This window comes from Aureimonas endophytica, assembly GCF_014642635.1.
Classification (GTDB): Bacteria; Pseudomonadota; Alphaproteobacteria; order Rhizobiales; family Rhizobiaceae; genus Plantimonas; species Plantimonas endophytica.
The window spans coordinates 39167-59458 of record NZ_BMIQ01000005.1; the positions used below are offsets into that span (position 1 = coordinate 39167).

The window sequence follows — 20292 nt, forward strand, 5'->3', positions numbered from 1 at the left end:
GTGGCGCCCCTCGCGAGGAGCGACGCCATGCACAATCCGATGGTCCGGCTCGTCCTGCGGCGGCTCCTCGTCGCGCTCGGCACCCTGTTCTTCGTCGCGGTCGTGGTCTTCGCCGCGACGCAGCTCCTGCCGGGCGACGTCGCCCAGGCGATGCTCGGCCAGAGCGCCACGCCGGAGGCGGTGGCGGGCCTGCGCGCCGCGCTCGGCCTCGATGCGCCGGCCTGGAGCCGCTTCCTGTCCTGGCTCGGCGGCCTCCTCACCGGCGATGCCGGCATCTCGCTCGTCAGCCGCCAGCCGATCGGCAACCTCATCTGGACGCGCCTGTCCGCCTCGCTGACGCTGGCCGGCATCGTCGCGGCGGTCTCCGTGCCGCTGGCGCTCCTTCTCGGCATCACCTCGGCGGTCTGGCGTGGCAGCGCCTATGACCGGATCGTCGCGATCCTCACCGTCTCGGTCGTCTCGGTGCCGGAATTCCTGGTGGCGACGCTCGCCGTCCTCGTCTTCGCCGTGCATCTCCACTGGCTGCCGGCGCTCTCCTTCCTGCCGGCCTCGGCGACGCCGCTCCAGTTCCTGCGGGCCGTGGCGATGCCGGTGCTCAGCCTGTCCTTCGTCGTCGTGGCGCAGATGGCGCGCATGACGCGGGCGGCGATGATCGAGGCGCTGAAGAGCCCCTATGTCGAGATGGCGATGCTGAAGGGCGCCGGTCCGGCGCGCATCGTCCTTCGCCACGCGCTGCCGAACTCGGTCGGCGCCATCGCCAATGCCGTGGCGCTCAGCCTTTCCTATCTGCTCGGCGGCGTCGTCATCGTCGAGACGATCTTCAACTATCCCGGCATCGCCAAGCTGATGGTCGACAGCGTCGCGATGCGCGACATGCCGGTGGTGGAGGCCTGCGCCATCGTCTTCTGCGCCGTCTATCTCCTGCTCGTGACGCTCGCCGACATCGTCGCGATCCTCGCCAATCCGAGGCTGCGTCATCCATGAGCGATCTCGCCAAATCCCTGAGCCGCCCGATGCGCCAAGCCCTCCCGCGCCGCCGCCCGCCCGTCAACGCCATGGGCGCGCTCGGCCTCCTCATCGTCCTCGTCGCCGTCGCGGCGGCCGTTCTCGGCCCCTGGCTCGCCCCGCACGATGCCGGCGAGATCGTCGATTTCGACGTCTTCGGCGCCATGCGCGCCGATTTCCCGCTCGGCACCGACTATCTCGGCCGCGACATGCTGAGCCGCATCCTGCTCGGGGCGCGCTACACGGTGGGCATCGCCCTTCTCGCCACCCTCCTCGCCTGCCTCTCCGGCGCGCTGCTCGGCCTCTTCGCCGCCGTCGTCGGCGACTGGCCGGACGCCGTCCTGTCGCGCCTTCTCGACGCCCTCACCTCCATCCCGTCGAAGATGCTGGCCCTCGTCCTCGTCGCCGGGCTCGGCTCCTCGCTGCCGATCCTCGTCGCGGTGCTCGGCTTCATCTATCTGCCCGGCTGCTTCCGCATCACCCGCGCGCTCGCCGTCGGCATCGCCCGCGAGGATTTCGTCCTCGCCGCAAGGGCGCGCGGCGAGGGCCGCCTCTACATCATGACGCGCGAGGTGATGCCCAACATGCTGGGGCCGCTTCTCGCCGATTTCGGCCTGCGCTTCGTCTTCGTCGTCCTGCTCCTGTCGAGCCTGTCCTTTCTCGGGCTCGGCGTGCAGCCGCCGGAGGCCGACTGGGGCTCGCTGGTGCGCGAGAATATCGGCGGCCTGCCCTATGGCGCGCCGGCGCTCGTCATGCCGGCGCTCGCCATCGCGATCCTGACGATCGGCGTCAATCTCCTGATCGACAACCTGCCGAAACGCTTCCGGGCGAAGAACGGGGAGGGCTCGCGATGATGGCGCCGCGCGAGGACGACAAGGTGGACGTGCGCGGCCTGCGCGTCACCGTGCCCGGCGCGGACGGCACCGAGACGGCCATCGTCGAGAATATCGACTTCACCATCGCGCGCGGCGAGGTGCTGGCGCTGATCGGCGAATCGGGCTCCGGCAAGACCACGATCGCGCTTGCCACCATGGGCTATGCCCGCCCTGGCTGCCGGCTCCATTCCGGCTCGATCCGCGTCTTCGGCATGGAGATCGTCGGGCGCCCGGAAGGCGAGCTGCGGCGCCTGCGCGGCAATCGCATCGCCTATATCGCCCAGAGCGCGGCGGCCGCCTTCAATCCCGGCCGCACCATCATGGCGCAGGTCATCGAGAGCGCCGTGATCCACGGCTCGATGCGGGCCGAGGCGGCGCGGGACAAGGCCAAGGCGCTCTTCGCCGAGCTCGCCCTGCCCGATCCCGAGACGATCGGCGAGCGCTATCCGCATCAGGTCTCGGGAGGCCAGCTCCAGCGGCTTCTCGCCGCCATGGCGCTCCTCAACGACCCCGATCTCGTCATCTTCGACGAGCCGACGACGGCGCTCGACGTGACGACGCAGATCGAGGTGCTGATCGCCTTCAAGGCGGCGATCCGCGAGCGCGGCATCACCGGCATCTATGTCAGCCACGACCTCGCGGTCGTCGCGCAGATCGCCGACCGGATCGCCGTGCTGAAGGGCGGCAAGCTCCAGGAGGCCGGCGAGGTCGCGCGGATGATCGCGGCGCCGAGCCATCCCTATACGCGCCAGCTCCTCGCCGCCGCCGCGCCCGCCGACCGACGCGGCGGGACGGAGCCGCGCCCGGCCGGCGAGATCCTGCTCGAAGGCTCCGGCATCCTCGCCGGCTACGGCCGCTGCGACCGGGACGGCCTGCCGAAATATCGCGTGCTGGAAGAGGTCGGCTTCCGCCTGGCGCGCGGCCGGACGCTCGGCGTCATCGGCGAATCGGGCTCCGGCAAGTCGACGCTGGCGCGCGTCGTCGCCGGTATCCTGCCGCCGACGCGCGGCGAGGTGCGGCTCGCCGGCCGGGCGCTCGCCCCGGCGCTGGGCGCCCGCACCCGCGAGGACCTGCGCCGCGTCCAGATCGTCTTCCAGAACGCCGACACGGCGCTCAATCCCGGCCGGACGATCGGCGAGATCCTCGCCCGCCCGCTCGCCTTCTACGGCCGCGCCGCCTCGGCGCGGGAGCGCGAGCGGCGCGTCGCGATGCTGCTCGACCGGGTGCGGCTGCCGGCGAGCGTCGCCGGCCGGCTGCCGCGCGAACTGTCCGGCGGCCAGAAGCAGCGCGCCAATCTCGCCCGCGCCCTTGCCGCCGATCCCGAAGTCATCCTCTGCGACGAGGTGACCTCGGCGCTCGACACGGTGGTGGGCGAGGCGATCCTCGACCTTCTCGCCGAGCTCCAGCGCGAGCTCGCCGTCTCCTATCTGTTCATCAGCCACGATCTCGGCGTGGTGCGGGCCTTGTCGGACGAGATCCTGGTGCTGAAACAGGGCCGGATCGTCGAGACCGGGCCGACCGAGACGGTCCTCGCCGCGCCCCGGGCGGACTATACGCGGCAACTTCTCGCCTCCGTGCCGGAACTGCGCCCCGGCTGGCTGGAGGAGGTCGCCGCGCGGCGCGGCCTCGCCGCCTGAGCGATCGTCATTTTCTGCCGCGCCGACCCGTGAAAACGAGAGAGCCGGCTTCCGGCCGCCCCGCCGGCGGTCGATCCTGCCGCCGGCCCGGCCCTAGTCTCGGGGGCCTTTCCGCCGGAGCCGAGCCATGCGCGCCAACAATCTCGTCCAGCTCGATCGCGAGCATCTCATCCATCCGGTCGTGTCCTGGGCCGGGCATGAGGCGCGCGGCGCGACGATCCTCGAAAGCGCCAAGGGCGTCTTCCTGAAGGACACGGAAGGGCGCGAGCTGATCGACGGCTTTTCCGGGCTCTGGTGCGTCAATGTCGGCTATGGCCACGAGTCGATCGTCGAGGCCGCCGCCGAGCAGATGCGGCGCCTGCCCTACGCGACCGGCTATTTCCACTACTCTTCCGAGCCGGCGATCCGTCTGGCCGCCAAGCTCGCCGAGCTCAGCCCCGGCGACCTGAACCATGTCTACTTCACCCTCGGCGGTTCGGACGCCGTGGATTCCGCCGTCCGCTTCATCCGCTACTATTTCAACGTCACCGGCCGGCCGCAGAAGAAGCACATGATCGCGCTCCAGCGCGGCTATCACGGCTCCTCCACCATCGGCTCCGGCCTCACCGCCCTTCCCGTCTTCCACGACGGCTTCGACGCGCCGACGCCGATCCAGCACCACATCCCCTCGCCCTATCCCTATCGCAATCCGGCCGGCTCGGACGATGCCTCGGTGATCGCCGCCTCCGTCGCCGCGCTGACAGCCAAAGTCGAAGAACTGGGGCCGGACAACGTCGCCGCCTTCTTCGCCGAGCCGGTGCAGGGGTCGGGCGGCGTCATCGTGCCGCCGACCGGCTGGCTGAAGGCGATGGGCGAGGCCTGCCGCGCCCTCGGCATCCTCTTCGTCGCCGACGAGGTGATCACCGGCTTCGGCCGCACCGGGCCGATGTTCGGCTGCGAGCACGACGGCGTGGTGCCGGACCTGATGACCGTCGCCAAGGGCCTCACCGCCGGCTACGCGCCGATGGGCGCCGTCCTGATGTCGGAGGCGATCTACCGCGCCATCGCCGACCATGCCCCGGCCGGCAAGCCGATCGGCCACGGCTTCACCTATTCGGCCCATCCCGTCTCGGCGGCGGTCGGGCTGGAAGTCATGCGGCTCTATACCGAAGGCGGCATCCTGGCGAACGGCCAGCGCGCCGGCGCGCGCTTCGCCGCGAAGCTGAAGGCGCTGGAAGCCCATCCGCTGGTCGGCGAGGTGCGGGTGCGCGGCCTTCTCGCCGGCGTCGAGCTGGTGACGGACAAGGCGAAGCGGACGAAGCCGGCGCCGGAACTGAAGCTTTCCGAACATCTCGCCCGCGCCGGCACGGCCCGTGGCCTGATCTTCCGCGCCTTCGCCGACGACATCGTCGGCTTCGCGCCGCCGCTCGTCTGCACGGAGGCGGAGATCGACCTTCTCGTCGCGCGGTTCGAGGCGGTGCTGGACGACGTCCTCGCCATCGCCGACATTGCCCGCGCGGCGGCCTGAGGATCATGCGCATGAGCAGCGAGCGGCATTACAGGATCGCGGTGATCCCCGGCGACGGCATCGGCCGCGAGGTCGTGCCGGAAGGCGTCCGGCTTCTCGAGGCGGCGGCGGAGCGCTTCGGCTTCACGCTGGACCTCCGGCACCACGACTTCGCCTCCTGCGACTACTATCTCCAGCACGGCCGGATGCTGCCCGAGGACTGGCGCGACATCCTGAAGCCGATGGACGCGATCTTCTTCGGCGCGGTCGGCTGGCCGGACAAGGTGCCGGACCACATCTCGCTCTGGGGCTCGCTCCTCCAGTTCCGCCGCGAGTTCGACCAATATGTGAACCTGCGCCCGGTGCGGCTGATGCCGGGCGTGCCCTCGCCGCTCGCCGGGCGCCGGCCCGGCGACATCGACTTCCTCGTGGTGCGCGAGAACACGGAAGGCGAATATTCGGCGGTCGGCGGCACGATGTTTCCGGGCACCGAGCGCGAGATCGTCATCCAGGAAACGGTGATGAGCCGGCACGGCACCGACCGCATCCTGCGCTTCGCCTTCGATCTCGCCCGCTCGCGGCCGAAGAAACACCTCACCTCGGCGACGAAGTCCAACGGCATCGCCATCACCATGCCCTGGTGGGACAGCCGCGTCGAGGCGGTCGGCGCCGACTATCCGGACGTGCGGCGCGACAAGTATCACATCGACATCCTGACCGCGCATTTCGTGCTGAACCCGGACCGGTTCGACGTCGTCGTCGGCTCCAATCTCTTCGGCGACATCCTGTCGGATCTCGGCCCCGCCTGCACCGGCACGATCGGCATCGCGCCCTCCGCCAACATCAACCCGGAAGGCCGCTTCCCCTCGCTGTTCGAGCCGGTGCACGGCTCGGCGCCCGACATCGCGGGCCAGGGCATCGCCAATCCGATCGGCCAGATCTGGACGGCAGCGATGATGCTGGAGCATCTCGGCGAAACGGACGCCGCCGCCGCGATCCTCGCCGCGATCGAGGCGGCGCTCCAGACGGAGGAAGGCCGCACGCGCGATCTGAAGGGCCAGGCGACGACGCGGCAGGCCGGCGAGGCGGTGCTGGCGCGCTTCCTTGGCTGAGGCGCAGCCGGCGGCGCCGGCATGGAGAGGCAGGCAAGATTACCGCGGGGCGCGCGGCTGAACCATCGGCCGCAGGCTCCGTTGCCCCTTCGTCAGGGGTCGGAGTTCGCCATGTCACGCAGAGCCTATGTCGTCGCGGCCGCCGCGCTCGCCGCCAGTGCCGTGGCCGTCGCCCTGCGCACGCGTGAGGCCCGCAGCCAGCATCCGCCGCTCGGCCGCCTCATGGAGGTCGACGGCGTCCGGCTGCATTATCTCGAGGCCGGATCGGGCGAGCCGATCGTGCTCCTGCACGGCAATGGCAGCCTGATCCAGGATTTCGCCGCGAGCGATCTCGTCCGGCTCCTGGCGCAGACGCATCGCGTCATCGTGTTCGACCGGCCGGGCTACGGCTATAGCGACCGGCCGCGAGGCCGCAGCTGGTCGCCGGCCGCGCAGGCCGAGCTTCTCGCCAAGGCGGCGGCGCGGCTCGGCGCGGAGCGGGTCCATCTCCTCGGCCATTCCTGGGGCACGCTGGTGGCGCTGGAATGGGCGCTGCGGCGGGGCGACGGCGTTCGCAGCCTGACGCTCGCCTCCGGCTACTATTTCCCGACGCCGCGCCTCGACGTCGTTCTCGCCTCGGGACCCGCCGTGCCGCTTCTCGGCGATCTGATGCGCTTCACGCTGACGCCGCTCCTCGCGCGGCTCGCCTGGCCGGGCCTCCTGCGTAAGCTGTTCGGCCCGGCGCCCACCCCGAAACAGTTCCGCGAGGTGCCCCGCGCCCTCGTCCTCGCGCCGCTGGCGCTGCGCGCCTCGGCGGAGGAATCGGCGGCGATGATCCCGGCCGCGAGCGCCCTCACGGAGCGCTATCGGGATCTGGATGGTCCGGTCCTGATCGTCACCGGCGACGGGGACCGGATCGTCGACCACCGGCGGCAGTCGCGCCGTCTCCACGATCTCCTGCCGCAAAGCCGCCTCCTGGTACTGGAGGGGAGCGGCCATATGGTGCATCACCTGGAGCCGCGCCGCATCGCCGAGGCGGTTCTGGCGCAGACGAGGCCCGCGTCGGCATAGGCCGGATCCGCCGCCCCGAAGCCGGCGCGACGGACCCGCCGCCGTCACTTCTTGGCGTCGGCCTCGTCTTCCTCGTCCTCTTCGTCCTCGTCCTCGTCGTCCCCCGCATGGAGCGCGTCGAAATCGATCGTCTCTAGCATTTCCTCCGCCTCGTCCCGGATGTCGTCCAGGAAATCGACGGCCTCTTCCTTCGTCTCGCCGCCATGGGCGGCGACCATCGCGATGTGACCGGCAAGGATGCTGGCGACATCCTCGATATCCTGCCCTTCCAGGAGCTTGCCGATCTCGAGCGAGATCCGGTCCTTCTCGTCGTCCGTGAGCATCGGGCCGATCCTTTCCACTTCCACGCCGGAGAATCGGCGTCGACCCTATGTAGGCGAGTTTTGCGTCGGGCGAGCGAAGGATTTTGCCTAAGGCCGCGCGACCTCGCGCCGATCCCGACGCCGGGCGGCTTGATCGCTGCGGCAAATCGGGCGAAGCGGGTGGGTCTCCCGACCGGGAGCCCTGTTGCCGCCGCGAGGAGCCGAGCGATGAGCGCCGAGACCACCGCCTTTCCCTATCACGCCCCGGCGGGCGGCCTGCCGCGCCAGAGCGATCTCCATACCGGCCGCGCTGTCTTCACCGAGGCCTATGCGCTGATCCCGAAGGGGGTGATGCGCGACATCGTGACGAGCGCCCTGCCCTTCTGGGAGAAGACCCGCGCCTGGGTGATCGCCCGGCCGATGACCGGCTTTTCCGAGACCTTCTCGCAATATCTGATGGAGGTGCTGCCCGGCGGCGGTAGCGAGCGGCCGGAGCCGGATGCCGGGGCCGAGGGCGTGATCTTCGTCGTCGGCGGCGCCGTCACGATCGCTCTCGACGGCGGCGCCCATGCGCTGGAGGCCGGCGGCTATGCCTTCCTGCCGCCGGGCGCCCGCTGGACGCTGCGCGCCACCGGAACGGAGCCGGCGCGCTTCCACTGGATCCGCAAGGCCTATGAGCGCGTCGAGGGCATCGACGTGCCCGAGGCCTTCTTCCGCAACGAGCGCGAGCTTCCGCTCCACGCCATGCCGGACACGCGCGGCGCCTGGGCGACGACGCGCTTCGTCGAGCCGGACGACCTCCGCCACGACATGCATGTGAACATCGTGACGCTGGAGCCCGGCGGCGTGATTCCCTTCGAGGAGACGCATGTGATGGAGCACGGCCTCTTCGTGCTCCAAGGCAAAGCGGTCTACCGGCTGAACCGCGACTGGGTGGAGGTCGAGGCCGGCGACTTCATGTGGCTGCGCGCCTTCTGCCCGCAGGCCTGCTATGCCGGCGGGCCGGAGCGGTTCCGCTATCTCCTCTACAAGGACGTGAACCGCCACGCGAAGCTCGGCCGCTTCTGAGGCCGGCGCCCCGCCCCGTCTCAGCCGACGATGGCATGCGGCACGAAGCGGGACAGGTTGCGGGTGATGCGCGAGCGGTCCTCGCGCATGCCGAGGCCGCAGGCCCGGTCGCCGACCATCCAGGCGCCGAGAACGGCGAACTGGCCGGCCGCCTCGAAGAGCGGCGTCAGCGCCTGGACGACGGTCGGCCCCTCGCCATAATCGCCCGCCGTCGCCTCGCTCGGCCGCCCCTTCTCGGTGATCGCGACATTCTCGCCCTCGCGCGAATGGAAGGGCTTGCGCACGCTGTCCGCCAGCGTCGCGGCGCGCGGATCGTCGCCGAAGAAGGCGGGCAGCAGATTCGGATGGCCGGGATGGCGTTCCCAGAGCAGCGGCAGGATGCCCTTGTTCGAGAGGATCGCCTTCCAGGCCGGCTCGACCCATTCGGTGCCCGATCCCGGCAGGTGGCGCGCGAAGGGCTCGCGCATCATGTCCTCCCAGGGGTAGAGCTTGAAGCAGCGGTCGATGACCCGGTCCTCCGGATCGGTGAAGCGGCCTTGCGCGTCGATGCCGATGGCGCCCATGTCGATCAGCGCCGTCCGGTGCCCGGCCTGCACGGCGCAGTCCATCAGATAGGTGGTGGTGCCGCGATCCTCCTCGTTCTCCGTGATCGCCGCGAAATGGAAGATGCGGTCGGCGGGATAGGCGGCGAAGCCGGCGACGAGGCATTCCTGGAGGAGATTGAACTGGTCGGCCGCCTCGGGCAGCCGGCCGAGCGCGATCTGGTCGAGCAGCCATTCGTACTGGAAATAGGCCGTCTCGAAGACCGCCGTCGGCGTGTCGGCATTGTATTCGAGGAGCTTGGCCGGGCCGGTCCCGTCATAGGCGAGGTCGAAGCGGCCGTAGAGCGGCCGCTGGCCCGTGGTCCAGGCCTCGCGCACCGTGTCGAACTGCCCGGCCGGAATGGCGAGGCGAGTGAGGAGCTCCTCCGATTCGACCGCCTCGGCGACGAGATCCATGCAGAGTTCGTGCAGGACCTGGCTCGGCTCCTCCACCCGGCTCTCGATCTCCTCGAGCGTGAAGCGGTAATAGACGTCGTCCAGCCAGTAGGGCTCGCCATACATCTCGTGAAAGCCGAAGCCGACGGCCTCGGCTTTCGCCTGCCAGCCCTCGCGGGCGGGGATCGCGCAGCGCTCCATGGCTCAGCCGCCGAAGGACGAGGAGCCGCGGCTGGAGGACAGCCCGCCGAAGCCGCCGCGCGACACGGCGCGCGTGTTGACATTGGCCGGCCGGGGCCGGGAAATCTCGGTGCCGATCGCCGGATCGGAACGATAGGTCGCGCCGGACCGGTTGGTGAAGATCGGCGTCGGGCGCGAATAGGAGCCGCCGCGCACATAGGTGCCGTAGGAATTGTAGTTGCGCAGGTTCTGGACGGCCGAGGAGATCAGATAGCCGGTCATGAAGGGCAGGAAGAAACTGCCGGAGCCGGAGCCCGCCGTCTGGTCGCGCGGCTGCTCCATGCAGCGGCCGGCGCCGTATTCGGCCTCGCAGGCGGCCATGCCGTCGAATTTCGGCGCGTCGCGCAGGTGCTGGCCGAGCGCCGCCTGATATTCGGCATTGCAGATGCCGGCATCGATGCCGGCCTCGATACATTGGGCCGGCGAGGTATAGAGCGTGTCGTCGGCGCGCTGGTCGTCGCCGCAGGCCGACAGCGCGAGGCCGCCCGCCGCGATCGAGCCGAGCGCGAGAAGGGGCGGCCGGCGGGTGGTGAAGCGCTTCGTCATCGCTCGGCCTCAATAGGTCATGCAGGCGGCATTCAGCATGCCGACGGCGAGCGAGAGCCCGGCCGACCAGAGGCCGGCGGCGATCTCGCCCTCGGTGATCTTCCGCGGCAGGCCCTTCATGGTGGCGCTGGCGACGCCGAAGGCGACGGCCTGGACGATCGCGCCGACCAGCGCCCAGATCAGGAAATCGCCGAGCGAGACGGAATTGGCGGCGGCCGAGGCGAGCGGCAGCGAGAAGCCGAGGATCGCGCCGAGAAAGGCGACGACGGCCGCCGCGTTGCCGGTGCGGATCAGCGCCAGCTCGTGCTGGGGCGTCAGGGCCGAATAGGCGAGGGAAAAGGCGGCGAGCGCGCCGAGGCCGGTGGCGAAATAGGCGAGAAAGGCCGGGAGGCCCGCGACATAGCCGAACATTCTGCGTGGCGCCCTTCTTGCGAGCCGAGACTTCGATGCCGTCAGAGACGGCGCACATCCGCCGCCATCAGCCCGTAGCCGATGATGAACTCGACCGAGGCGCCCTGCTGCGCGGCGCCCGCCGCCAGATCGCGCTCGATATTGATCAGCAGCATCTCCTGCGCCTGGCCGAGCGGACGCGCATAGAGCATGCAGGACTGGTGGATGGCGCGGCGGCTCTCGCCGTCGTCGATATCCTCGACGAATTCGACGAGATCGGCGCGGCCCTCCCCCTCGCCCCAGTAGCGGTGGAAGAGGAGGCCGTCTGCGTCGTAGCGCGGCTGGCCGATGAGCCCGGCCGGGCCGCGCCAGCGCGCCCAGGCGGCGGCATTGGCGGGAATGACGCTGTCCCACGGCCGGTAGAGGCTGACATCGAGCAGGGGATCGCCCGGCGCGGCGCCGGGCGAGAGGATCTGAAGAATGGTGTCGTCGGCATCGTAATAGCGCGACAGGACCGTGTTCGCGTCGAGCCGCGCCTCGCCATAGGCCGCGACGATCATCATGCCGCCGGAGGGCACGGGGATCGCGGTGGCGGCGCCCGCCAGCGAGGCCTGGACGCTCAACGTGTCGATCTCGATGCCGCCGCCGATGGCGACGCCGAGCGGCCCGCGCGGCGCCGCCGGCACCTCCGTCCTTCCGCTCGAACCCCAGCCGAAGATGCCGCCGATCATCGCTTCCAGCCTTGTGCCGTTCGGTCCAAGCTTTAAGACATATCCGCCGCCGAACGGAAGAGCGGCGCCGGATCGAAACGGGAGTTCGCAAACGTGGCCATCTGGAACCTCGCATCGCTGACGGAGCTTTTCGCGGCCGATCCGCCGGCGCTCGGCGACGTCGACGTGACCGTCGACGGGGACGTCATCCGCGTCACGCTGAAAGAGAAGGGCCATCTCGACGTCTTCGTCGCGGCGGGCGGCGACCAGATCCTGGCGAGCGTCATGTTGGCGCCGGCCGCGGCCGTGCCGAGGCGCGAGGCCTTCGAGCGCCTCGTCCTCAAGACGCACAAGCTGGTGCCGCTGTCGACCTTCGGCATCTCGATCGTCAATGGCGAGGAATGGTACGAGCTCTTCGGCTCGCTCTCGGCGCGGTCCTCGGCCGAGGTCGTGGTGGAGGAGATCGCGGTGCTCGCCGCCAATGCGCAGGACGCCGCCACCCTCATCGAGGAATGGCGCAACGGGGAGATCGCGGCATGAGCGTCTGGGGCAAGCTCTTCTCGGCCGTGCGCGGCGGGATCAACGAGGCGGCGGAAAGCGCGGCGGACGCGCAGGCGCTGCGCATCCTCGACCAGGAGCTGCGCGACGCGGAAACGGCGCTCCAGAAGGCGCGTTCCGATCTCGCCGGCATCATGGCGACGGCCAAGACGCTCGGGCGCCGCGTCGAGGAGGCGCGCGCCAAGGACGCCAAGGACCTCGATTCGGCGCGCGCCGCCATGGCGGCCGGGCGCGAGGACCTCGCCCGCCAGCTCGCCGACCGCATGTCGCGCAACCGCGCCGACCTGACGCGCGACGAGGCGGAGCTGCAACGGCTCCAGGGCGCGCAGGCGCAGATGCTGCGCGCGGTGCAGGACACCGAGACGCGCATCCAGACCATGCGGCGCGAGGCGGAAAGCGTGAAGGCGAACGAATCGCTGCTCCGCGCCCAGACGGCGATCGCCTCCAGCCATGCCGGCGTCAATTCGCGGCTCGGCAGCGCGATGGAATCGCTGGAGCGGGTGAAGAAGCGGCAGGAGGCGCTGGCCGGCCGGCTGGAAGCCGGGGCCGAGCTCCAGGCGCTGGCGAGCGGCTCCTCGCTCGATCAGGCGCTCCTGGAGGCCGGGATCGGCGGCAGCCGCTCCTCGGCCGACGACATCTTCGCCGAGATCGCGCGCGGCGAGCCGGCGAAGGCCCTGCCGGGCCCGGGCGCCGGCACGCCCGCCCTCGGCCACGATCCGAAGGGCTGAGACCGGCAGACGCTGGACCAGGGGGCGGACGCCGCGCGGCGCCCGCCCGTCCCGCCCGGCGTCAGGACATGATCAGGCCGCCGTCGACATTGACGGTCTGGCCGGTGATATAGGCCGCGTCCTCCGAGGCGAGGAAGGTGACGAGCCCGGCGACGTCCTCGCCGCTGCCGGCCCGCGCCATTGGAATGTTGCGCACCCATTCGGCCATCAGTTCGCCCGGCGCGTAGGTGCCGAGCAGCTTGCCCCAGGCCTCGTCGTTATAGGCCCACATGTCGGTCTCGATGATGCCGGGGCAGAAGGCGTTCACCGTGATGCGCTCCTTCGCCACTTCCTTGGCGAGGCTCTGGGTGATGCCGACGACGCCGAATTTCGAGGCGGCGTAATGGGGCGTGAAGATGAAGCCCTGTCGCGCCTGGCCGGAGGCGGTGTTGATCAGCCGTCCGCCGCGCCCGTGGCGGCGCATGCGGGCGATCGCCTCCTGGCAGCAGAGGAAGACGCCGGTCGTGTTGACCTCCAGCACCTTGCGCCATTCCTCGATCGTCAGGTCCTCGACCTTGGCGATGGTGATGACGCCGGCATTCTGGATCGAGACGTCGACCCCGCCGAACTCCGCCTCGGCCGCGTCGTAGAGCGCGGCGACCTGCGCCTTATCCGTCACGTCGGCGGTGAACTGCGCCGCGCGGCCGCCGTCCTTGACGATGGCGTCGACGGTCGCGGAGGCGTCCTCGTTGGCGCTCACCATGACATTCGCGCCCTCGCGGGCGAAGCGCCGGGCGATGGCGGCGCCGATGCCGCGGCTGCCGCCGGTGATGACGACGGTCTTGGTCTCGAATCTTCTCATCGGTTCCTCCTGTGATCGAAGACGAGCGAAAGGGTGCCGCCACCACGCGCCGGACGGGCCGGCGGCGAGAGCGGACGGGTCAGTGGAAGCTTTCGGGAGACGGCCGGGCGCGGGGCTGCCCGCGCGCCGCTCAGGCCGGCGCGGCGACGAGCCGGGCGGCCGTGTGATTGTCGGTGACGAGGATCGACAGGAAGCCGCCCAGCATCGCGGCGCGGATCGCGTCGACCTTGCGCGGTCCCCCCGCCACGGCGACGATGCGCGGGATCCGCGCCAGTTCCGGCAGGTCGATGCCGATGATCCGGTCGTCGCAGGAGGAGCGCACCTGCCGGCCGGTGCGGTCGAAGAAGCGCAGGCCCATGTCGCCGACCGCCCCCATCTCGCCGAGCTCGCGCAGTTCGGCCGCCGTCAGGCGGTTGCCGCTGTCGGCCAGCATCTGCGAGGGCTCCAGCGCGCCGATGCCGACCAGCGCCAGGGTGATGTCCTTGAACTGGTCCAGCGTGTCGCGCACGAAGGGGTCCTCGACGAGAACCGCCCGCGCTTCCGGCGTCTGCGTCAGACCGGGCGCGGCGAGGAGCTGCGGCACCGCCTCGGTGATCTGCGCCATGCGCAGCGTCAGATGCGTCGCATGTTTCTCGACGCCCGGATTGCCGGTGCCGCCGAGAAGCTGGATCACCCGCGCCGCCGGGACGCGCGGCGAATGGAGCGCGTCGACCACCCGCAGCAGCGTCGCGCTCCAGGAGGAGAGGCCGATGACCTCCTTCTCCCTCAGCGAATTTTCGAGGAAATGCGCCGTCGCCGCGCCGATGGCGGTGAGGATCGAATCCTCGGTCTCCGCCCCGGCCTCCGCCACGATCGCCTCGTCCAGCCCGAAGCGCCGCCTGAGCTCGTCCTCGAGATCGGGAAAGGTGCCGCGCGGCGCGTTGATGGTGATGCGGACGATGTCCTCTTCCTGCGCCCGTCGCAGCAGGCGCGAGATGGTCGCCTGACTGATGTTCAGACGCCGCGAGATCGCCGACTGGGTTTCCTTCTCGACGAAATAGAGCTGCGCGATCCGTCCCATCAGCCGGAGATCGTGAATGCGGGACAAGGCTCGGACGTCCTCCCTTGCGAACGCGCGGCCGGGTGGCGGGGCTCATCCCCGCCGCACCGCGCCGGCCGACGACCCGCCATAGCATTTCGAGAGCCGGACAAACACTCGGGTGCCGGTGCCGCCGAACCGTCCGCATGCCCAGAGGGGCCGCATGCCTCATCCGCACGAGCCTCCCTGCACGCGCTGCACAATCGAATTGCGCTTGACACGTTAGAAAGCACCTCCTAGCCTGAATATCAATACATGATTGAATAATTATTCATGGTGAGGGCAATGGCGCAGGCAGAGGCGATCGCTCGCCGGACCGACGGGCCGCATTTCGCGAAACTGGACGCCGCCGCGCTGCGCGAGGAAGCCCGCGAGGTGCGCAAGCGCATCCTGGTGACCATCGGCGAGGCCGGGCTCGGCCATGTCGGCGGCGACCTGTCGGTGACCGACATCCTGACGACGCTGTTCTTCGGCGTACTCGACGTGGAGCCCGCCGCGCCGCAGGCGCCCGGCCGCGACCGCTTCATCCTGTCCAAGGGCCATTGCGCGGCGGCGCTCTACACGGTCCTCGCCCGGCGCGGCTTCTTCGAGGAGGCCGAGCTTTCCACCTTCATGAAGCCGCTGTCGCGCCTCAACGGCCATCCGAACCGGCGCAAGGTGCCGGGCGTCGAGGCCAATACCGGGCCGCTCGGCCACGGCCTGCCGATCGCGGCCGGCGCGGCGATGGGCGCGCGCCTGAAGGGCGAGACCTGGCGCACCTTCTGCGTGACGGGCGACGGCGAGCTTCAGGAAGGCTCGAACTGGGAGGCGATGATGTTCGCCGGCCATCAGCAGCTGTCGAACCTCACCCTCATCACCGATCGCAACGGCCTCCAGCAGGGCGCGCGCGTCGACGACACCAACGATCTCTCGCCGCTCGGCGAGAAGCTCGCCGCCTTCGGCTGGGAAGTGCGCGACATCGACGGCCACGACCATGCGGCGCTGCTCGACGCCCTCGGCCGTCCGGGCACGACGAAGCCCGTCTTCGTGCTCGCCCGCACGGTGAAGGGCAAGGGCGTCTCCTTCATGGAGAACGGCGTCGAGTGGCACCACAAGGTTCCGAGCGCCGAACAGATCGAAGCAGGTCTCAAGGAGCTTTCCCGATGAGCGAGAAGCCCGCCGTCGCCGGCCTTCACGACTGCCGCAAGGCCTTCGCGGAAGAGCTGATCGCGCTCGCCCGCCAGGACGCCCGCATCGTCGCCGTCTGCAACGATTCGGTCGGCTCCTCCAATCTCAAGGAATTCCAGAAGGAATTCGGCGACCGGCTCGTCAATGTCGGCATCGCCGAGCAGAACATGGTCGGCGTCGCGGCGGGCCTCGCCAATGCCGGCCTCGTGCCCTTCGTCTGCTGCGCCTCGCCCTTCCTCACCGGCCGCGCCACTGAGCAGGTGAAGGTCGACGCCGCCTATAACGGCTATCACATGGTGCTGTGCGGCATGAGCCCGGGCATGGCCTATGGCGAGCTCGGCCCGACGCATCACTCGATCGAGGACTTCGCCTGGATGCGGGCGATCCACGACCTGACGATCCTCGTGCCCGCCGATCCGTTCCAGACCCGCGAGGCGGTGCGCTGGGCGGCGGCGGCGAACGGCCCGGTCTTCATGCGCGTCGGCCGCTTCGGCGTGCCGGCGGTCTCGAAGGAGGAGGACGGCTTCGCGGTCGGCCGCGCCGACGAGCTGCGCTCGGGCGACGACGTGGCGATCGTCGCCACCGGCACGCTCGTCGCGCGCGCCGTCGAGGCGGCGGACAATCTGGCGAAGGCCGGCATCCGGGCACGCGTCCTCAACGTCTCCTCGCTCGCCCCGATCGACGCCGAGGCGCTGGTCAAGGCGGCGCGCGAGACGAAGGGCATCGTGACGGCGGAAGAGGGCGGCACCAGCGGCGGCCTCGGCGGCGCGGTGGCCGAGATCGTGTCGCAGCGCCATCCGGCGCGGCTGCGCATCCTCGGCGTCACCAGCTTCGCCCCGACCGGCGACGCGGGCTTCCTGCTCGACCATTTCGGGCTGAACGCGGCCGGCATCGAGGCCGCGGCCCGCGAACTCGTCGCGGCCTGATCCGATGGCGGCGGCGGATCTCCTTCTCGCGATCGACCAGGGCACGTCCTCGACGAAGTGCCTGCTGATCGATCGCGCCGGCACGGTGGTGGCCGAGGGCGCGGCGCCGCTCGGCGAGACCTGCCCGCAGCCGGGCCATGTCGAGCAGGACCCGGAGGAGATTTGGCAGAGCCTCAAGACAGCGGTCGCCCGCACCTTCGAGCGGGCGGACGCGGCGCGCGTCGCGGCGGTCGGCCTGTCGACGCAGCGCGAATCCATCCTTCTCTGGGACAAGGCGACGGGCAAGGCCCTGTCGCCCCTCCTTTCCTGGCAGGACCAGCGCACCGTCGAGCTCGCCCGGCGCATCGGCACCGGGGAGGCGCGCCGGACCGTGCGCCGCCTCAGCGGCCTGCCGCTCGATCCGATGTTCTCGGCGCTGAAGGCCGCCTGGCTGCTCGATCGCTTCGACCCTGAGCGCCGGCGGGCCGAGGCCGGCGAGATCGCGCTCGGCACGGTCGATTCCTGGCTCCTCTGGAAGCTCGGCGGCGAGCATGTGACCGAGATCGGCAATGCCTCGCGCACCCAGCTTCTCGACACGGCGCGGGCCGAATGGTCGCCCGAGCTCTGCGACCTCTTCCGCGTTCCGATGGCGGCGCTGCCGCGCCTCCTGCCCTCGGTCGGCCCCTTTCCGGCGGTGCGCGGCCTCGCGCCGCTGCGCGACGGCACGCCCGTCACCGCCGTTCTCGGCGACAGCCATGCCGCGCTCTTCGGCCATGGCGCCTTCCGCCCCGGCTCGGTGAAGGCGACCTTCGGCACCGGCTCCTCGGTCATGGGCCTCGTCGGCGAGGCGGCCGGAGCCATGGACCCCGGCACCTGCCTCACCATCGGCTGGCAGATCGAGCCGGGCCGGCCCGCCTTCGCGGCGGAAGGCAATATCCGCTCCGCCGGCTCGACGCTGCGCTGGCTCGCCGCGATCTTCGACCGGCCGGTGGCCGAGCTCGTCGCCGAGGCGCTGGAGGCGCCCGCCGCCGGCATCCATCTCGTGCCGGCCTTCAACGGGCTCGGCGCGCCCTATTGGGACGACGGCGCGACGGCGATCCTGTCCGGCTTCAAGCTCGGCACCTCGCGCGGCGCGATCATGCGGGCCGGCCTCGAATCCATCGCCCATCAGGTGGCCGACGTCGTCGCGTCGGTGGAGCGCACCACCGGCAGGCGCATCGAGCGGCTCTTCGCCGATGGCGGACCGTCGGGCAACGACGATCTCATGCGGATGCAGGCCGATTTCGCCGATCTGACGGTGCTGCGCGCCCCGGTGGCGGGCCTGTCCGCGATCGGCGCCGCGCATCTCGCCGGTCTGTCGGCGGGTCTGTGGAGTCTCGCCGATCTGGAAGCCCTGCCGCGTCGGCGGGACATTTTCGAGCCCCGTTCGAGCGCGGACGAACGCGCGGCGGCGCGGGCCGCCTGGGCGGGCGCCGTCGCCAGGGCGCGCGGCGAGGCCGGGACGCCCTCGGGGCTCCGGCCGGACGCGGCGCCGGCACCGGCATTGGCCGGCTGACGGGAATGGGGGAGGAACGGAACATGAGCAGCGACACGATGACGACAGGCGCGACCCGGACGCGGCGCATGCCGAAGCTCGAACTCGGCGGCGTCGCCGGCCCGCTGATCGGCCTCGTCCTCCTTTGCGTCGGCTTCGCGCTGACCTCCGACTATTTCCTGTCGGTCCGCAACGGCCTCAACATCCTCGACCAGGTGACGGTGCTCGGCATCCTCGCCATCGGCATGACCATGGTCATCATCATCGGCGGCATCGACCTGTCGGTCGGCTCGGTCCTCGCCCTGTCGATGATGATGATGGGCTGGCTCGCCAAGAATGCCGGCCTGCCGCTGCCGCTCGCCATGGCGCTCGGCATCGTCACCGGCGCGGCCTGCGGCACGGTCTCGGGCCTGCTCATCACCTATGCGCGGCTGCCAGCCTTCATCGCGACGCTCGCCATGATGTCCGTGGCGCGCGGCCTCGCCAATCTCCTCACCGACGGGCGCCAGATCGTCGGCTATGCCGAATGGTTCACCGATCTCGCCACGATCCGCCATCTCGGCTTCTTCTCGGCGACGGTCACGACCTTCGTCCTCCTGATGATCGCGGCCGGCATCTTCCTGCGCTACCGGGCGACGGGCCGCAATCTCTTCGCCATCGGCGGCAATCCGGAAGTCGCCCGCCTCGCCGGCATCGACGTCCGCCGCTACACGATCGTCACCTATGCCGTGGCGGGGGCGCTGGCCGGCGTCGCCGCCGTGGTCATGGCGGCGCGGCTGAATTCCTCGCAGCCCAGCGCCGGCCTCGGCATCGAGCTCGACACGATCGCCGCCGTCGTGATCGGCGGCGCCAGCCTCGTCGGCGGCGTCGGCTCGATCGCCGGCACGCTTATCGGCGTCCTCATCATCGGCGTCCTGCGCAACGGCCTCAATCTCCTCGGCGTCTCGCCCTTCTTCCAGATGGTGGTGATCGGTCTCGTGATCGCGCTCGCCGTCGCCTTCGACACACTGGGGCGCGAACGCGGCAAGTGAGGGCCGCGCCGTTCCAGTCCCCTTTCCATCAGAGCAACGGGAGGACCATATGCTCGCAGACTGCCTGAAGACCCTGACCGCCGGACTCGTCCTGTCGGCCGCCCTCGTCGCCTCGCCGGCGCTTGCCCAGGACGGCAAGAAGACGGTCGGCCTCGCCGTCGCCAATCTCCAGGCCGACTTCTTCAACCAGATCAAGCAGTCGGTGGAGAAGGAAGGCAAGGCCAAGGGCGTCGAGGTGGTGACGGTCGATGCCGGCGGCGATTCCGCGACGCAGGTGAGCCAGATCCAGGATCTCATCACCCGCAATGTCGACGCGATCATCTATATCCCGGCCGGCGCCACCGCCGCGAGCGTGCCCGTCCAGGCCGCCAAGAAGGCCGGCATCCCGGTCGTCGCCGTCGACCGCAATCCGCCGGACGCCCCCGCCGACACCTTCATCGCCACCGACAGCGTCGCGGCCGCCGAGGAGCTCGGCAACTTCGTCTGCAAGCAGTCGGGCGGCAAGGGCCGGCTCGCCGAGATCCAGGGCCAGATCGGCACGACGCCCCAGATCGACCGTGACGAGGGCTTCGCCAAGGCGATGAAGAACTGCGCCGGCATCCAGGAAGTCGCCAAGCAGGCGAGCAACCAGTGGGCGCAGGACGAGGGCTTCAACATCGCCCAGGCGATGATCCAGCGCGATCCCGAGATCTCGATCTTCTGGGGTCAGGCCGACGCGCTGGCGCTCGGCGCCGCCCAGGCCGCCAAGGTCGGCAACCTGTCGAACGTGATCGTCGTCGGCTTCGACGGCGACGTCGCGGGCCTCGAGGCCGTCCAGTCCGGCACGCTGACCGCCACCATGACGCAGCAGACGCAGCTGATGGGCCGTCTGGCGCTCGACTCGGCCCTGAAGCTCGCCGCCAAGGAGAGCGTGCCCGCGACGCAGCTCCAGCCTGCGACGCTGACCACCAAGGACAATGTCGGCCCCTTCATCGAGCAGCATCCCTGATCGATCGCGGGAGGCGCCGCTCCGGCGCCTCCCCTTCCGCCGCGCGGCACCCGTCGCGCGGCGC

General features: G+C 70.4%; 21 protein-coding genes. 14 read left to right on the plus strand and 7 right to left on the minus strand.

Annotation, left to right across the window (positions count from 1 at the left end):
* Window positions 1-27: 27 nt before the first annotated feature.
* From IEY14_RS15865 to IEY14_RS15890, 6 genes are all read left to right on the plus strand, one after another.
* Window positions 28-984 carry an ABC transporter permease gene (locus tag IEY14_RS15865; protein ID WP_188910197.1) on the plus strand — a complete coding sequence of 319 codons (957 nt, stop codon included), beginning with the start codon at window positions 28-30 and terminating at the stop codon, window positions 982-984.
* A gap of 29 nt (window positions 985-1013) precedes the next feature.
* Window positions 1014-1859, plus strand: coding sequence for an ABC transporter permease (locus tag IEY14_RS15870; RefSeq protein WP_188910199.1), 846 nt, complete (start codon window positions 1014-1016; stop codon window positions 1857-1859).
* Window positions 1856-3517, plus strand: coding sequence for an ATP-binding cassette domain-containing protein (locus IEY14_RS15875; RefSeq protein ID WP_244639519.1), 1662 nt, complete (start codon window positions 1856-1858; stop codon window positions 3515-3517). The genes IEY14_RS15870 and IEY14_RS15875 overlap by 4 nt, the downstream gene beginning before the upstream one ends.
* A 127-nt stretch (window positions 3518-3644) precedes the next feature.
* Window positions 3645-5024: an aminotransferase class III-fold pyridoxal phosphate-dependent enzyme gene (locus IEY14_RS15880; RefSeq protein WP_188910201.1), complete on the plus strand. Its 1380-nt coding sequence runs from the start codon at window positions 3645-3647 to the stop codon at window positions 5022-5024.
* A gap of 11 nt (window positions 5025-5035) precedes the next feature.
* Complete coding sequence (locus IEY14_RS15885; protein ID WP_188910203.1) at window positions 5036-6115, plus strand: tartrate dehydrogenase; 1080 nt, start codon at window positions 5036-5038, stop codon at window positions 6113-6115.
* A gap of 111 nt (window positions 6116-6226) precedes the next feature.
* The gene (locus IEY14_RS15890) at window positions 6227-7165 is read left to right on the plus strand and encodes an alpha/beta fold hydrolase (protein WP_188910205.1); all 939 of its coding nucleotides are present in this window, start codon (window positions 6227-6229) and stop codon (window positions 7163-7165) included.
* A gap of 44 nt (window positions 7166-7209) precedes the next feature.
* Here IEY14_RS15890 and IEY14_RS15895 read toward each other — a convergent pair whose 3' ends face one another.
* Window positions 7210-7488, minus strand: coding sequence for a hypothetical protein (locus tag IEY14_RS15895; protein WP_188910207.1), 279 nt, complete (start codon window positions 7486-7488; stop codon window positions 7210-7212).
* A gap of 207 nt (window positions 7489-7695) precedes the next feature.
* Here IEY14_RS15895 and IEY14_RS15900 point away from each other — a divergent pair, with 207 nt between their 5' ends.
* Window positions 7696-8535: a bifunctional allantoicase/(S)-ureidoglycine aminohydrolase gene (locus tag IEY14_RS15900; protein ID WP_188910209.1), complete on the plus strand. Its 840-nt coding sequence runs from the start codon at window positions 7696-7698 to the stop codon at window positions 8533-8535.
* A 20-nt stretch (window positions 8536-8555) separates the two neighbouring features.
* Here IEY14_RS15900 and IEY14_RS15905 read toward each other — a convergent pair whose 3' ends face one another.
* Genes IEY14_RS15905 through IEY14_RS15920 form a run of 4 tightly spaced genes read right to left on the minus strand, consistent with a single transcriptional unit; the run spans window position 8556 to window position 11407 of the window.
* Complete coding sequence (locus IEY14_RS15905; protein ID WP_188910211.1) at window positions 8556-9713, minus strand: glutathionylspermidine synthase family protein; 1158 nt, start codon at window positions 9711-9713, stop codon at window positions 8556-8558.
* A 3-nt stretch (window positions 9714-9716) separates the two neighbouring features.
* Complete coding sequence (locus IEY14_RS15910; protein ID WP_188910213.1) at window positions 9717-10298, minus strand: DUF1190 domain-containing protein; 582 nt, start codon at window positions 10296-10298, stop codon at window positions 9717-9719.
* A 9-nt stretch (window positions 10299-10307) separates the two neighbouring features.
* Entirely contained in the window at window positions 10308-10709 is a 402-nt protein-coding gene (locus IEY14_RS15915; protein ID WP_188910215.1) for a DUF350 domain-containing protein, read from the minus strand.
* 41 nt (window positions 10710-10750) lie between these two features.
* On the minus strand, window positions 10751-11407 hold the full coding sequence (locus IEY14_RS15920; RefSeq protein ID WP_373288995.1) for a DUF2491 family protein: 657 nt from the start codon (window positions 11405-11407) through the stop codon (window positions 10751-10753).
* A 105-nt stretch (window positions 11408-11512) separates the two neighbouring features.
* On the opposite strand from IEY14_RS15920, the gene IEY14_RS15925 reads away from it, so the two are divergent.
* Together IEY14_RS15925 and IEY14_RS15930 are read left to right on the plus strand one after the other, a co-directional pair.
* Window positions 11513-11938 carry a YjfI family protein gene (locus IEY14_RS15925; protein ID WP_188910219.1) on the plus strand — a complete coding sequence of 142 codons (426 nt, stop codon included), beginning with the start codon at window positions 11513-11515 and terminating at the stop codon, window positions 11936-11938.
* The gene (locus IEY14_RS15930) at window positions 11935-12684 is read left to right on the plus strand and encodes a PspA/IM30 family protein (protein ID WP_188910221.1); all 750 of its coding nucleotides are present in this window, start codon (window positions 11935-11937) and stop codon (window positions 12682-12684) included. The genes IEY14_RS15925 and IEY14_RS15930 overlap by 4 nt, the downstream gene beginning before the upstream one ends.
* A 61-nt stretch (window positions 12685-12745) precedes the next feature.
* Here the strand turns inward: IEY14_RS15930 and IEY14_RS15935 are convergent, their stop codons facing one another.
* Both IEY14_RS15935 and IEY14_RS15940 read right to left on the minus strand, forming a co-directional pair.
* The gene (locus IEY14_RS15935) at window positions 12746-13525 is read right to left on the minus strand and encodes an SDR family oxidoreductase (protein WP_188910223.1); all 780 of its coding nucleotides are present in this window, start codon (window positions 13523-13525) and stop codon (window positions 12746-12748) included.
* Between the two features lie 130 nt (window positions 13526-13655).
* On the minus strand, window positions 13656-14612 hold the full coding sequence (locus tag IEY14_RS15940; RefSeq protein ID WP_210318446.1) for a sugar-binding transcriptional regulator: 957 nt from the start codon (window positions 14610-14612) through the stop codon (window positions 13656-13658).
* A gap of 330 nt (window positions 14613-14942) precedes the next feature.
* On the opposite strand from IEY14_RS15940, the gene IEY14_RS15945 reads away from it, so the two are divergent.
* The 5 genes from IEY14_RS15945 to IEY14_RS15965 are packed head-to-tail and all read left to right on the plus strand — an operon-like array spanning window position 14943 to window position 20228.
* On the plus strand, window positions 14943-15749 hold the full coding sequence (locus IEY14_RS15945) for a transketolase (RefSeq protein WP_373288996.1): 807 nt from the start codon (window positions 14943-14945) through the stop codon (window positions 15747-15749).
* Window positions 15746-16696: a transketolase family protein gene (locus IEY14_RS15950; protein WP_188910227.1), complete on the plus strand. Its 951-nt coding sequence runs from the start codon at window positions 15746-15748 to the stop codon at window positions 16694-16696. The genes IEY14_RS15945 and IEY14_RS15950 overlap by 4 nt, the downstream gene beginning before the upstream one ends.
* Before the next feature lie 4 nt (window positions 16697-16700).
* A complete protein-coding gene (locus IEY14_RS15955; RefSeq protein WP_188910229.1) occupies window positions 16701-18230 on the plus strand; it encodes an FGGY-family carbohydrate kinase in 1530 nt (509 codons plus the stop codon).
* A gap of 23 nt (window positions 18231-18253) precedes the next feature.
* A complete protein-coding gene (locus IEY14_RS15960; RefSeq protein ID WP_188910231.1) occupies window positions 18254-19240 on the plus strand; it encodes an ABC transporter permease in 987 nt (328 codons plus the stop codon).
* A gap of 49 nt (window positions 19241-19289) precedes the next feature.
* Window positions 19290-20228 carry a substrate-binding domain-containing protein gene (locus IEY14_RS15965; protein ID WP_188910232.1) on the plus strand — a complete coding sequence of 313 codons (939 nt, stop codon included), beginning with the start codon at window positions 19290-19292 and terminating at the stop codon, window positions 20226-20228.
* Window positions 20229-20292: the final 64 nt, after the last annotated feature.

Bases quoted from the DNA above. Each gene is read 5' to 3' on its own strand.
- IEY14_RS15865 (WP_188910197.1), top strand. From the start codon at position 28: ATGCACAATCCGATGGTCCGGCTCGTCCTGCGGCGGCTCCTCGTCGCG.
- IEY14_RS15870 (WP_188910199.1), top strand. From the start codon at position 1,014: ATGCGCCAAGCCCTCCCGCGCCGCCGCCCGCCCGTCAACGCCATGGGC.
- IEY14_RS15875 (WP_244639519.1), top strand. From the start codon at position 1,856: ATGATGGCGCCGCGCGAGGACGACAAGGTGGACGTGCGCGGCCTGCGC.
- IEY14_RS15880 (WP_188910201.1), top strand. From the start codon at position 3,645: ATGCGCGCCAACAATCTCGTCCAGCTCGATCGCGAGCATCTCATCCAT.
- IEY14_RS15885 (WP_188910203.1), top strand. From the start codon at position 5,036: ATGAGCAGCGAGCGGCATTACAGGATCGCGGTGATCCCCGGCGACGGC.
- IEY14_RS15890 (WP_188910205.1), top strand. From the start codon at position 6,227: ATGTCACGCAGAGCCTATGTCGTCGCGGCCGCCGCGCTCGCCGCCAGT.
- IEY14_RS15895 (WP_188910207.1), bottom strand. From the start codon at position 7,488: ATGCTCACGGACGACGAGAAGGACCGGATCTCGCTCGAGATCGGCAAG.
- IEY14_RS15900 (WP_188910209.1), top strand. From the start codon at position 7,696: ATGAGCGCCGAGACCACCGCCTTTCCCTATCACGCCCCGGCGGGCGGC.
- IEY14_RS15905 (WP_188910211.1), bottom strand. From the start codon at position 9,713: ATGGAGCGCTGCGCGATCCCCGCCCGCGAGGGCTGGCAGGCGAAAGCC.
- IEY14_RS15910 (WP_188910213.1), bottom strand. From the start codon at position 10,298: ATGACGAAGCGCTTCACCACCCGCCGGCCGCCCCTTCTCGCGCTCGGC.
- IEY14_RS15915 (WP_188910215.1), bottom strand. From the start codon at position 10,709: ATGTTCGGCTATGTCGCGGGCCTCCCGGCCTTTCTCGCCTATTTCGCC.
- IEY14_RS15930 (WP_188910221.1), top strand. From the start codon at position 11,935: ATGAGCGTCTGGGGCAAGCTCTTCTCGGCCGTGCGCGGCGGGATCAAC.
- IEY14_RS15935 (WP_188910223.1), bottom strand. From the start codon at position 13,525: ATGAGAAGATTCGAGACCAAGACCGTCGTCATCACCGGCGGCAGCCGC.
- IEY14_RS15950 (WP_188910227.1), top strand. From the start codon at position 15,746: ATGAGCGAGAAGCCCGCCGTCGCCGGCCTTCACGACTGCCGCAAGGCC.
- IEY14_RS15955 (WP_188910229.1), top strand. From the start codon at position 16,701: ATGGCGGCGGCGGATCTCCTTCTCGCGATCGACCAGGGCACGTCCTCG.
- IEY14_RS15960 (WP_188910231.1), top strand. From the start codon at position 18,254: ATGAGCAGCGACACGATGACGACAGGCGCGACCCGGACGCGGCGCATG.
- IEY14_RS15965 (WP_188910232.1), top strand. From the start codon at position 19,290: ATGCTCGCAGACTGCCTGAAGACCCTGACCGCCGGACTCGTCCTGTCG.